Origin of the sequence: Streptomyces sp. TRM68367 (assembly GCF_014495685.1) — a bacterium.
Lineage (GTDB): Bacteria > Actinomycetota > Actinomycetes > Streptomycetales > Streptomycetaceae > Streptomyces.
In genome coordinates this window covers 1-13,254 of sequence record NZ_JACTVI010000054.1, presented here as the reverse complement: position 1 = coordinate 13,254, position 13,254 = coordinate 1, and the positions used below count along the sequence as shown (strand labels likewise).

Genomic DNA, 13,254 nt, shown 5'->3' with positions numbered 1-13,254 from the left:
GAAGTGACCGAACTGTCCTGGCAGAAGTCGACCTACAGCGAAGAAGGCTCCGCCTGTGTCGAGATAGCCACCACGCCCTCGACCATCCACATCCGCGACTCCAAGAACCCTGCTGGCCCGCATCTCACCCTCCAGCCCACGGCCTGGGCGGACTTCCTTTCGCACGCGGCGAACGCGAGGCGCTGAGCACGAGGCACACTCACGCGAGTGATCCGCATGCAAGTTCTCGCAAGTGACTGGCCTCTGCCTGGTGCTGGGCACAATTGCCCTGGGCACCGAGGCCGCCATGAAGGGCTACCGCGTCCGCTACACGCTCGCCACGAAACTGGTAAATGAGTTGGTCAAAGCCGCCGACGAGAAACAGCTGAACAAGGCCATCGCCCGCTACGGACGCGTCGACCTGCTCTGCATCGACGAACAACCGGCACCGACTCCTACTGCCTGGCCAGCACCCGCGCACGAGCCGAAGAACCCGCTTGATGGCTTTGAGCCGTCTCTTCCATAGTTGCGGAGTGGATTCAGGCAGGACGCTACCTACAAGAAGGGCACGCACTCATGCGCACTATTTACGTAGTCACCCACCCGGAGGCGACACACCACGTCGAGGGGGTCGTCGGTGGATGGCATGATTCTCAGCTCACGCCCGCCGGCATCCACGCGGCGGGCTCCATTGCCCAGGCGCTGCGGGCACAGATCCGGGACGGCTCCGAGGTGGAGCTGTTCTCCTCGGATCTACAGCGCACCCGGCAGACGGCCGAAGAGGTTGCCGAGCTGTTCGGCGTGAAACCGATCCTGGACCGCAGGCTTCGGGAGAAGTCATTCGGAGAAGCGGAGGGAAGGCCGCAGGAGTGGCTGGACCAGAGGTTCATTCCGCCGCCAGCCGTCGGCGACCGGATGGGACACGATCAAGGCGTGCCAGGTGCCGAGTCCAATACGGCGCTCGCACAGCGCATCTATGCCGCCGTGGACGAGATTCTACAGAGCCCGTGCGAACACCAGATCATCGTGACACACGGTTTCGCCCTGACGTTCGTCCTGGCGTCTTGGATCAAGATGCCAATCGAATCGCTCGATTATGTCATATTCCAGGCGCGCTCCGGCAGCATCACCACGCTACGCGAGGACGACTTCTATCACAGCCGTCGGCTCGTCAGCCTCGGTGACACCCGCCATCTCGACTCTGCGGCCGGCTGACCTCTGCCTGGCCCGCTCCACGGCCCGCCACCCTCATGAGCGGCGGGCCGCCCCGTGAACTGACGTCATTTCTCGTGAACATCCACGACGCCTCAATACGCCACCTGCCTCCCGAACCCACGTACAAACGCTGCTGCTGGAAGTGAACGAAGCCACCAGACAGAACGCCCGCTCCAGCGTGACTACAGCGCCGTGACCGACACCAACGTACGAATGCGCCAGCACCACACAGAGGCGCATGCGTCATGAGCAGGAGAACGGGCTCACCGCGGACGCTGCGGGCGCTGGCTTCGTCGGTCTCGGGGGCGGTTCCGTCGAAGTCGAGGTCGCGCCAGTCGATCCACTCGCCGCTGGTGGTGCTACGGGTGCGGATCTGGGCGGTGCCGTCGAAGTTCTTCGCGTGGTCCTTCCAGGAGACACCGATCAGCGAGAAGGCGTCGGTGTCGGTGTCGGTGCGGGGAAGGGAGCGGGCGGAGGTGCTGGATCCGGCGAGTGCGAGCGTGTGCGCGCTTGCGGGCCGGGCTTCGTCGGTGTCCTCCGCGTGGTCGGGGCGATGGCGACGGCGGCCGTGGCCAGGCCCGCCCCGCCGAGTACGGTGGCGCCGACGGCCAGCCAGGTTCTGCCCTTGCCGATCAGCGGACGGCGGGCGCGGGATCGTCTGGAGCTCATGGTCTTCCCTTGCGGTTGTCTCGTGCGTGCGGTGCGCAGCATGGGGCGCAGCGCCGGGGACGAGGCACCACGTCAGTTCTCGGGCGCGTCCGGGCGCGGAAGCTGGCCGGCGCAGGTGGCGCGGCCGAACTCCCCGGCTGCGGTGGCGCTTTGGACGTGCTGTCCGCGGATGGCGAGGGCGCAGCGGGCCTGCCCGCCCTGTGCGTCGAGGACGATGCTGACGACCGGGTCCTGGCCGAGGGGCACGTTGACGGTCGCGCGCCATGGCAGCGAGGCCGCCTTCACGACGGCCGCCCTTCCGGTCTCGCTGCGCCCCTGGTAGGTGATGTCGGCGGTGCCCTCACCGGTCACCTCGTAGGTCACCGGCGCGGTGGGAACCTTGGGTTCCGCTTTGTTGTCGCCGTCGTGGGTGTCGAGCACGCCGTAGAGGACCAGCCCGAGGCAGGCGGCCAGCGCGGCCCCGGCCACGACGAGCCCGGCGCGCAGGGAGCGCCGGTCGGCGGAATCGGCTGCCGACCCGTTTGTCGAGTCCGGGGATTCCTCGGGAGTTCCTTCAAGGTTTCCCTTGGCGGTTCCCTCGGAATCCGGCTGATCGGTTGTCGGTTCGGGGGCCGTTGTGCCCATTGCTTCGTCCTCTCGCACATGCCATCGCTGTTGCGTGAGCCGGGCGGTTTATACCTGTCCGCGGGAACGGCTGTCCAGCGAGCGGAAATAGCGGAGATTTTTCAGACCGGTTCGCCCCAGCCCCCGTCTGCCGACATGCAGGGTCAAGTGTCGGCAATGTCTGGTCACTTGACTTCTCGTCATCGAGCTGGCTAGAAACCGGGCGCTGCTGCGCATGACCTTCCGTCACCGCAGGTGGTGGCGGGTTCTCGGCGGCATGTTTCGTACTCGATGCACGAGGAAAGGTTTGATGTGAGACCCAGATGGGGCAGGCTGGTTGCGTGCCTGCTGGTATCCGCGGTGACGAGCACCGCGCTGCCACAGGTCGCGTATGCGGCACCCGCCGATGACGGCGACGGAAAGGGAATCGTCGACACCGTCAAAGGCTGGTTCGCGGATGATAGCAAGGAAAACGAAAAACCGCCGTCGCATGACGAATTGGGAATAGCCGACCGGCAGAAACTGCCGAAGGGCACCAAGGATCCCAAGGCCAGGCGGGTCAAGGAGCTGACCGGACGGCGCACGGCGAACGCGCGGTACTGGCAGCTGTCGGACGGCCGGATCGAGGCGGAGCTGTCGGCGGCGCCCACCTCCTACCGGTCCGGCTCCGGCAAAAAGGCGACCTGGAAGTCGATCGACACCACGGTCCGCGCGAGCGGGGCGAAGGGCTTCGAGTTCGCCAACACCACCAACTCCGGCAAGAGCTGGTTCGGTACGGATGCGGACCGGCTGCTGCGCTTCGCGGCCGGCGACGGCCGGTCCGTCACCCTGGGCCTTCGGGGCGTGACCGGCAAGAGCCTGGATCCGCAAGCAAAGGGCTCCACGGTCACCTACAAGGACGCAGTCCACGGTGCCGACCTGGCCTATGAGGTCGGGCCAGGCCGGGTGAAGGAGAACATCACCCTGGCCGAGCGCCCTAACGGCCCGCTGACGTTCACCTTCACCCTGGACCCCGACGGCCTGACGCCCAAGGCGCGCAAGGACGGCTCGATCGCCCTGTACGGGGAGCTGCCCCACACGCCGGTGATGGTGATCCCGGCGGCGTTCATGACGGACGCACGCAAGGACGCCAACTCCCCCTACGGGTACGCCTACAGCCCGAAGGTCTCGCAGAAGCTGACCCGGGACGGCAAGGACTGGAAGATCACCGTCACGCCGGACGCGACGTGGCTGGCCGCCAAGGAGCGGCAGTACCCCGTGGTGATCGACCCGACGATCACGATCGCGCCGTCCCCGTCCGCCTCGCAGGACACCATGGTCCTGCAGGAGGCGCCGACGACGAACTACAACAGCACCTGGAAGCTGTCGGTCGGCAAGACCACCTCCGGGGCAGCCCGTTCGCTGATCAGGTTCCCGCTGGACGAGATCCCGTCCGGCACGAAGATCGACTCGGCGCGTCTGGAGATGTACTACGACCAGACGCACACCACCAACGGCAACAAGGTCACCCTCGAGGCGCACCGGGCCACCGGCACCTGGGACGAGTCCACGGCGACCTGGAACACCACCAGCTCGCTGGCGGGTGAGCTGTCCGGCACCAGCGTGCAGGTCGACGACGGGGACGCCGGCACAACGGCCGCGAAGGGCACCTGGCCGGCGTCCGGCTCGTCGCTGACCCAGTACGCCATCGGCTCCGACTACCACTACAACAAGGACTCCATCGCCGGGGACACCTACACCTGGCAGCCGAAGATCCCCGAGACCGACGGCTACCGGGTCGACGTGCACTACGTGGCCGCCACCGACCGCGCCACCAACGCCCCGTACACGGTGACCTACGACGGCGGCTCGGCGACGTACACGGTCAACCAGCAGTCCGGCACCAACGGCGTGTGGACGTCGCTGAACAGCGGCACCAAGCTGCCCTTCGCCAAGGGCACGGCCGGCAAGGTGGTTCTCGGCGACGGTCCGGCCTCCACCTCGACGGCGGTGATCGCGGACGCGGCGCGGCTGGTCAACCCCGCCCAGATCGACAAGCCCAAGGGCGCCTACAACCAGTGGCACAAGTTCCCGGTCACCGACACCGTCCAGGCGTGGCTGAACGGCACCTACGCCAACAACGGCTTCGTCCTCAAGGCGGCCGACGAGTCCTCCACCGCCCCGCAGGGCGGCCCGCGCTACGAGGCGGGGGACGGCGACTACGGCGGTGAGACAGCAACCATTCCGCGGCTGACCGTGACCTACGGTGCGGTGGGTACCGAGCTGGACTCGCCGACCGTGGTGCACTCCACCGGCCCGGAGCTGTCGTGGAAGCCGTACACCAACACCAGCGGTGACCCGGGCCGGGACATCGTCGAGTACCAGCTGCACCGCTCCACGCAGCAGGCGTTCACCCCGTCCGCGGCCACCCTCATCGCCCCGATCGACAAGTCGGCCACGGCGTACACGGACACCACCGCGACCCCGTCCCCTCCTTCGCCGACGGTGGAGATCGGGCGGTCGTACTACTACCAGCTCGCGGTGAAGACGGAAGACGGCCAGCTGCTGGGCTCGCCGACGCGGATCGTGGGTATGCCGCAGGCGGGCCGCACGATGCGGCTGATCCAGGGCACGTCAGGGGTGACGGACACGACCCTGTCGTCGGCGCAGCCGACCACCAACCAGGACACCATCAAGTCCTGGGACGTGGGCCAGAAGTGGCTGAGCGTCGGCAACAACTCCTCCACGTACGGCAAGACGCGCGCGGTGATGAAGTTCGGCACCTCCGACATCCCGGACACGGCCACGGTGCTGGAGTCGCGGCTGTTCATGTGGGGCGCGGAGACCACCAACACCGGCGCGGGAAGTGCGACGTACGAACTGCACGGGCTGAACCGGGACTTCGGCGAGACGAGCGCCACCTGGAACAACGCCACGTCCGCCACGGCGTGGACCACGCCGGGCGGCGACTACTCGGCCACCGTCTCGGACATTGTTCCGCAGGTCTCGGAGGTCGGCCGCCACTGGTGGGACGCCACCTCGCTGACCCAGGGCTGGATCAGCACGCCGGCCAGCAACAAGGGTGCGATGGTCAAGCTGAAGGACGAGTCGTCCTCCGGCCCGCAGGAGCGCACTCTGTTCCTGGCCTCGGAGGCGTCCGACTACCAGCTCGGCCCGCTGCTGCGGGTGATCTACGTCGACTCCACGACGCAGGACACCTACTACGCGCCGCAGACCCCGTCCCGGATGACCCCGAACTCCACCTACACGGTGGACTTCACCGTCACCAACACCACGTCCAGCAACTGGGCGGCCGGTGAGCGGGAGCTGTCCTACACCTGGAAGCTCCCCGACGGCACCGACGTCACCACCGGCGGCAACCAGGCCGCCACCGCCATCCCGGCGCTGGCACCGGGCGATTCGGCGACGATCCAGGCCACCGTCAACACGCCGATCAACTCCGACTCCGGCAACAAGCGCACCGACTACGTCCTCGGCTGGGACGTGCACAAGATGGCGGACGGCTCCTGGCTGTCGACCACCAACACCAGCATCCAGCCGCTGAAACAGAACGTGGCGGTGGAGGACCCCACCTCCAACACGCTCGGCTTGGAGAAGTTCTACTCCTACACCGGCAAGAACACCGGCGCCGGCTCCACGGTGATGAACAACCTCGCCTCCGGCAACACCGTCTGGTCCTACAACGCCTTCACCAACCCCGGCCGCGGCCTGACCACGTTCGCACGCTTCGCCTACAACTCCCTCGACACCAGCGACACCGTGTCGGGCGCGGGCTGGTCGGCGCAGCTGGCAGGTCCCATCCGGCTCGGGGCCCCGCTGGACTTCCACCCCAACCCCAACCCGACCGAGATCCGCCTACCGGACGGGGACGGCACCACGCACCTCTTCACCAAGCAGGCCGACGGCAGCTGGAAGGCCCCGGCGGGCGTCCACTACCGCATCACCATGAAAGCGGGCCTGGACTGCACCCCGGACAAGGACCCAGTGCCCGACGCCTGGACACTGCTGCGCCCGGACGGCACCCGCTTCCTCTTCGGCTGCGACGGCTACCTGACCTCGGTGGTCGACAAGAACGGCAACACGCAGACGTACACGTACGAGGAACGCCAGTCCAACAACAAGCCGACCAAGTTCCTCAAGTACATCACCGACCCGGCCAGCCGGCAGTCGCTGACCGTCGACTACTACGAGAAGGGCGATGCGTCCTACGAGTACATCGACGGCACGGGTGCGAAGGTCACCGGTTCGAACCTGACCAACTCGAAGATCTACGACCACATCAAGTCGGTCACGGATATCTCCGGGCGGAAGATCTCCTTCTTCTACACGGCGAAGGGTCTGCTGGGTCAGTTCACCGACGGTGTGGGCTCCGCCCAACCGAAGGACTTCACGTTCACCTACGACGCCACGCAGGGGAACAAGAACGTCAAGCTGGTCCAAGCCACCGACCCGCGCGGTAACGCGACCGGGATGGCGTACTTCACGCCGCAGGCTGGTGACGACCCGTCGTACCACTGGTGGACCAAGACGATCACCGACCGTCTGAACGGCACCACCGGCTTCGTGTACGCGGCCGACGCGGCGAACCCCGAGTTCACCGCGACCAAGGTCACCGACGCTGAGAACAACGCCACGGACTATGTGGCGGACGACTTCGGCCGGCCGGTGCAGACCACGAATGCCAAGTCCCAGACGACGAAGATGTCGTGGGACGCGGACAACAACGTCACATACATCGAGGAGGACAACGGCGCCAAGACCGCGTACTGCTACGACCAGAAGACGGGTTACCCGCTCTGGCAGCGCGACGCGGAGAACAACAAGACCGGCGTCCCGGCGCAGTCCGAGTGTGCCCCGGGCACCTACCCGGTGAACGCGGCGACGTACGAGTACCAGCCCCGCGCCGAGGGCTACTCGGTCGACCTGGTCAGGAAGAGCTCCCCGGAGGGGCGTGCCTGGGAGTTCGGCTACGACGCCTTCGGCAACCTGACGGCGGTCACGGACCCAAAGGGTGTTGCGACCACGACGGTTGACGATGACTACCAGACGGTCTACGAGTACAACTCCTACGGCCAGCTGACCCGGGCCACGGACGCCAACGGCAACGCGTCGACCCACAGCGACTTCGGGCCCACCGGTTACCCGAAGACGATGACCGACGCGCTGGGCAAGTCCACGAAGTTCGTCTACGACGAGCGCGGCCAGGTCACGTCGGTCACCGACGCCCTGCTGAAGACGACCACGCAGACGTACGACACGTTCGGACGTCCGCTGGTCTCGACGGTGCCGAAGGACCAGGACGAGGGTGAGCTGATCACTACCTCCGCCCCCGTCTACGACGCCAACGACAACGTCACCGAGTCGACGGCGCCGAACGGTGCGGTGTCGACGGTCGTCTACGACGCGGCGGACCAGGTCATGGAGGCGACGGCGCCGAAGGACACGGCGACGTCGGACGAGCGGAAGTCGGTCTACACGTACGACAGGACCGGCCATCCGAAGACGGTGACGGAGCCCAAGGGCACGCTGACCACGGCGGACCCGGACGACTATGCCACCACGCACCACTACGACGAGATCTACCAGCTCACGGACGTGGTCAACGCGGCCGGTGACAAGGTCAGCTACGAGTACGACAACGTCGGCAACGTCGTCACGGTCATCGACCCCAAGAAGAACGCGACGACGGACACGACCGACTACTCCAGCAAGACGGCCTATGACCTGAACCACCGGGTCACGCAGGTGACGGACGCCGCCGGGAAGACGACGAAGCGCTCCTACGACAAGGACTCCCTCGTCATCTCGACCACGGATGCGGAGAACAACACCACGACCGTCACCTACGACGAGCGTGGCAAGACCGCCGAGGTCAAGGCTCCGTACGACGGCACCACGTTCCGTATCACCAGGTACGAGTACGACGAGGTCGGCAACGCCACCAAGATCGTCTCGCCGCGGGCTGTGGCGGCTGGTTCAACGGAGGCGTTCACCGCGCGTACCGAGTACGACGCGCTGAACCGTCCGGTCAAGCAGTTCCAGCCGTACGACCCGGCGGACGCCCGCTACAACGACCCGAACGTCTACATGCAGACGGTGTACGACGCTGTCGGGCGGGTGGCGAAGACGTCGCTGCCGCCGTCGGAGGGCCAGACGGGGCGCAACGACACGACGTTCACCTATTTCGACAACGGGTGGGCGAAGTCGTCCACGGATCCGTGGGACATCTCCACCACGTACGACTACAACGACCTGGGCCAGCAGACGGCCCGGACACTCACGTCGGCCGGAGGTTCCTCGAACCGCACCATGAGCTGGTCGTACTTCCCGGACGGCAAGCTCAAGTCGAAGTCCGACGACGGTGTCCCGGTCGGCAAGTCAGTCGTTCTGGCCGACAACTCCGACACCCAGACCACCACGGCCACCGGCACCTGGACGACGGCGGACACCGACGGCCAGCAGGGCTACGACCACGCCACCCATGGGCCGGGCACGGGCACGGACTCCTTCGCCTGGACGCTGAACATCCCCGCAGACGGCACGTACGACGTGTATGTGAAGTACCCGGAGGTGACGGGCGCGGCCACGGCGGCGAAGTACACCCTCACCCACGCCGACGGCACGGTCGACAAGACAGTCGACCAGTCGGCCGGTGCAGGGGCCTGGGTGCCGCTGGGCTCGTACTCCTTCACCCAGGGCAACGCAGCGAAGCTGGAGCTCTTCGAGAACAGCGCCGACACTGTGGTCGCCGACGGTGTGAAGCTGGTGCGGGACAACTCGGCCGACACGGACAACGAGCAGAAGACGTTCACGTACGCCTATGACGTCAACGGCAACCTGACCTCGATCGACGACACCTCCTCCGGTGCGACGGTCGACGCGTACACGGTCACCTACACCGGCCTCAACCAGGTCGGGAAGGTCACCGAGGCGCTGGCCGGGCAGGAGCAGAGGTCGACGTCGTACACGTACGACGCCAACGGCCAGCCGGAGACGGTCACCCACCCCGACCAGTACTCGAAGTACACCTACGACCTGCGGGAACTGGTCAAGACGGTCTCGGTCGGCAAGACCGCGACCGACACCGACCCGAAGGTGTCGTCGTACACGTACACCGACCGCGGCCAGAAGCTGAAGGAGACCAAGGACAACGGCAACACCGTCGACTACACCTACTACCTCGACGGCTCGCTGAAGACCTCGGTGGAGAGCAAGGGCAACGGCACCCTCGTCGCCTCCCACACCTACGCCTACGCCTACGACCCCAACGGGAACAAGGCGCAGGACGTCGCAAAGAAGATGAACGCCGACGACCACGCGTCGTACCTCGAATCCACCACGGACTACACCTACGACCCGGCCGGCCGACTCGCCAAGTCGGTCAAGACCGGTAACGGCGCGAGCACGGACACCTACGTCCACGACGACAACGCCAACGTCGTCAGCCAGACGGTCCAGGGAACGGCCGTCACCTACACCTACGACCGCAACCGGCTGCTCAGCTCCACGACCGATGGGGTGGCGGCCGGCTACACCTACGACCCGTTCGGGCGTCAGGAGTCGGTCACCTCGGGCGGGGAGATCATCTCCCGGAAGGTGTACGACGGCTTCGACCACGTCATCGAGTCCCAGATGATGGATGACGCCGGTGCGATGAAGTCGACCACGTACACCTACGACCCGCTCGACCGGACCTCGTCCAGGACGGCGGACGGCAAGACCACCGACTTCACCTACCTCGGCCTGTCAGGCGAGGTGCTGAACGAGGAGGTCGCCGGCGAGCTGACCAAGTCGTACCAGTACAGCCCGTGGGGCGAGCGCCTGTCGCAGGTCAAGCACAACACCGACGGCACAACGGAGGACGGCTACTACGGCTACAACGGGCACACCGACGTCGAGACGCTGACCGACGGCAACGGTGACACCAAGGCCACCTACGGCTACACCGCCTACGGCAAGGACGACGACGCCGAGTTCACCGGCATCGACAAGCCCGACACGGCCGACCCCACCAAAGAGGCATACAGCCCGTACCGGTTCAACGCCAAGCGCTGGGACGCTCAGTCCGGCACGTACGACATGGGCTTCCGCGACTACGACCCGGGGCTCAACCGCTTCACCACCCGGGACATTTACAACGGCGCCCTTGCCGACATGGGACTCGGCGCAGACCCGTACACCAGCAACCGTTACGCCTTCACCGGTGGAAACCCGATCAGTTTTGTCGAACTGGATGGGCATCTTCCGTGTGTCGACGGGATCAAGGATGTGTGCGGCGGCGGTGACCCGGCAACGGCCGGCTGCCTCATCTGCCTGACAAACTCGAATCCTGGTGCTACGAAACCGCGGGCCAGCATGCCCGAGGTTGAGAGCAAGGAGCTGCGAGGCATCATCGAAGAGCTCTATCTTCGCGAATCCGAGAAGGGCGGGTTCGGTGACGGTCGCACTTCCACCGCGCTGATCCATGAATTCAACACAGGACAGCCGGTCAAGGCGTCGGCCGCGAAGGTGAGCTGGCATCTGGAAAAGGCGTCGAACAAGCTGGCGGGCCTGGCTGACCTGCTGGAGAGGGATCGCAAGAAGCGACTCAAGGGCAATGGAATCCTCTCTGAATCCGACCTGAAAATCGCTCAGCAAGAAGCTGCCGATCTCTACAATGCGCTGAACTCCAACGACGTCGGAGGGGCGCTGACCAAAATGGTGAACGACGATGCCGATTTGCGTCGCACGCTCGCCGTCAACCGGGACACAGTGGTGCAGGCTCAGTCTCTGAGCCACCTCACAGGCCAAGAGTTCAAACCCGTGGGGCGGAACCCTGCTCCCAAGCCGTCAGGTGAACCGACCAAGCTTCGCGGGTTCTACAAGGCCTTCGGAATTGCAGGTGGCGTGACGACCGCTGCGCAAGCACCCAGTTACGTACGGGAGTACGGCTGGGGTGGCGGCGCTTGGGAGATGTTCAAGGATGCGATAGATCCATTTGGCTTCCATGAACTCACGGAACCGCAGCCGCAGCCTTATGTGTAGTTCCCTGCGTGTAAGGTAGAGGTAGGTTGCCAGCTTGGGCGACCCGTCCCTGATCTGAGGATGGGTCGCCCAATCTATTGAAGGATTCAGAGATGGTTGAGGTTCGCCAGCGATCAGATATTCCTGGACTGCTTCTCGATGTGGTCCCTGAATCTCGCACTGCCGTTGAGGAGATGCTGAGAACTCCCGCCGTCAAGATCCTTTCAGAAGGTCCCCCCTGGTATGATCTCTACAACTTCCTCAAAGAGGTCCTCTGGCATGGCGTCATGCTTCCGGAGTTTCGAAGTGATTCGCCGAACAAGGAACTTCTCCGACGTTGCTTCACTTTTGTGGAAGTCCTCATCTCCAGTCCGGTTCAATCGATCAGCGATGCCGGATATTTTCAGGCGATCGAGCCGCTTTTTGCTGACGAAGAGCTCGTTTTGATCTCGTTCCCGCTGATGGGGGAGAAAACGCTGAGTGTAGCCCAGGAGACCCTGGACCCTGAACGCATCTCTCCTGCGGCACGTGAGACTCTCGCGCCCTTCTTGCCCTGACTAAGGCCCCGGCGGAGTTGTGGGCGGCAGCAAACTTCCAGATGTAGGTGGTATGGACGTCATCAAATCGGAATACGTTGTTACCGAGTTCTTGCGGCAGGTTCCGGGAGCCCGGGATGTGCTCGACGAAATCAGGGAGCGCGACCGCGACCTCGGTGATGGCTGGGGGAGGGGAAATGTTCCGGACCTGCTCGAATTCTTTCTGAGTGCCTTCAGTCGGCCCGTACTCCTGCCCTTGTTGCGGAATGAATCGGTGAGCATGGATGATCTCGCGCCCTGCTTCCGTTACCTCGAGGGTCTCTGCTTGAACGAGGAGGCGTACTTTCGGAGTTCGGTCGAGTTCGGCGTCCTTGAACAGTTTCTTGAGGGGCGGGAAATCATCCTCCGCTCATACGCGTGCAGCCTGCCGAAAACCCGGGCAGGCGTTACTGGGATGCTCAGTCAATATCCGGAAACGTATGCCGGAATGCGGGATGACTTGGACAGGATCGACGGCGTACGCGGAGAGGGGCCGCCGAGTAAGCGGTACCCGAGGTGAACCATAGATCTCGGCGAGATCGTTCCATCTCACCTGAATTCGGCGTCAGCCGTCGGCGGCTTGTTCAGCTGACGCCTGAACCCTGATGCTGGGCGGCCTGCCGCCCCCTGCGGATGCGGCAGGCCGCCCAGCGATTTACGATCTCACGAACGGGTGAAAATGAACCTTGCAGCGAAATTCAGTGACGACATCATTGTCAGGATGGGCTTCGCCCCCTTCATGCTGATAGTTGGCCTTCTGATCCTGACTAACTTCAGGGGGCTCATTAATTACGCCTACTTCAAGAGTCAGGGGAAGGCAGCCACCCCTGCCTGGGTAATCCTATTTCGCATAGGCGGCTCCTTTTGGGTGATCGCTGCAATCACCTTGCTCATCGGGATCTGGTGACGGCTGGGCCAATGGTGCGCGCCTCACCCGGCGATGAATGAGCTCTTCCGAACTTGCCCGGATCGGGTGGTGACGCAGGGGCCTGCCGATCAATAACTCTTCGGTTTTCGTGGGCTGTTGGGTCGTAGGATGCGGGAGTGTCGGAGGGGACGAAGGCAGAGCTGGTGGATGCGTTCGGGCTGTTGCTGCCGCATCTCGATGAGCGCCAGCAGCGCCTGGCCTCGATCATTCACGTGCGCGCGCCGGCCTGGGGTGGTCGGTCGGGGTTGAGGATTCGTCCTGGTTCGTCCTTCGGGTGGTGGT

General features: G+C 64.9%; 7 protein-coding genes and 1 pseudogene. 6 read left to right on the top strand and 2 right to left on the bottom strand.

Features of this window, described 5'->3' with window-relative positions; genetic code table 11:
* Window positions 1-3: 3 nt before the first annotated feature.
* From H8R17_RS28415 to H8R17_RS28405, 3 genes and pseudogenes are all read left to right on the top strand, one after another.
* Window positions 4-186: a DUF397 domain-containing protein gene (locus H8R17_RS28415; protein WP_187826079.1), complete on the top strand. Its 183-nt coding sequence runs from the start codon at window positions 4-6 to the stop codon at window positions 184-186.
* A 76-nt stretch (window positions 187-262) separates the two neighbouring features.
* Window positions 263-418: pseudogene (locus H8R17_RS28410) on the top strand (ATP-binding protein); the annotation flags it as partial.
* Between the two features lie 137 nt (window positions 419-555).
* Entirely contained in the window at window positions 556-1,194 is a 639-nt protein-coding gene (locus H8R17_RS28405; RefSeq protein WP_187826078.1) for a histidine phosphatase family protein, read from the top strand.
* A 423-nt stretch (window positions 1,195-1,617) separates the two neighbouring features.
* Here the strand turns inward: H8R17_RS28405 and H8R17_RS28400 are convergent, their stop codons facing one another.
* Together H8R17_RS28400 and H8R17_RS28395 are read right to left on the bottom strand one after the other, a co-directional pair.
* The gene (locus tag H8R17_RS28400; RefSeq protein ID WP_187826077.1) at window positions 1,618-1,863 is read right to left on the bottom strand and encodes a hypothetical protein; all 246 of its coding nucleotides are present in this window, start codon (window positions 1,861-1,863) and stop codon (window positions 1,618-1,620) included.
* 72 nt (window positions 1,864-1,935) lie between these two features.
* Window positions 1,936-2,487: a hypothetical protein gene (locus H8R17_RS28395; protein WP_262505563.1), complete on the bottom strand. Its 552-nt coding sequence runs from the start codon at window positions 2,485-2,487 to the stop codon at window positions 1,936-1,938.
* A 1,293-nt stretch (window positions 2,488-3,780) separates the two neighbouring features.
* Here H8R17_RS28395 and H8R17_RS28390 point away from each other — a divergent pair.
* The 3 genes from H8R17_RS28390 to H8R17_RS28380 all read left to right on the top strand — a co-directional run bounded on the left by H8R17_RS28390 (window position 3,781) and on the right by H8R17_RS28380 (window position 12,564).
* Window positions 3,781-11,490, top strand: coding sequence for a DNRLRE domain-containing protein (locus H8R17_RS28390; RefSeq protein WP_399477395.1), 7,710 nt, complete (start codon window positions 3,781-3,783; stop codon window positions 11,488-11,490).
* A gap of 92 nt (window positions 11,491-11,582) precedes the next feature.
* Window positions 11,583-12,026, top strand: a complete 444-nt coding sequence (locus H8R17_RS28385; RefSeq protein ID WP_187826075.1) for a hypothetical protein — start codon at window positions 11,583-11,585, stop codon at window positions 12,024-12,026.
* Between the two features lie 52 nt (window positions 12,027-12,078).
* On the top strand, window positions 12,079-12,564 hold the full coding sequence (locus H8R17_RS28380) for a hypothetical protein (RefSeq protein WP_187826074.1): 486 nt from the start codon (window positions 12,079-12,081) through the stop codon (window positions 12,562-12,564).
* Window positions 12,565-13,254 lie beyond the last annotated feature (690 nt).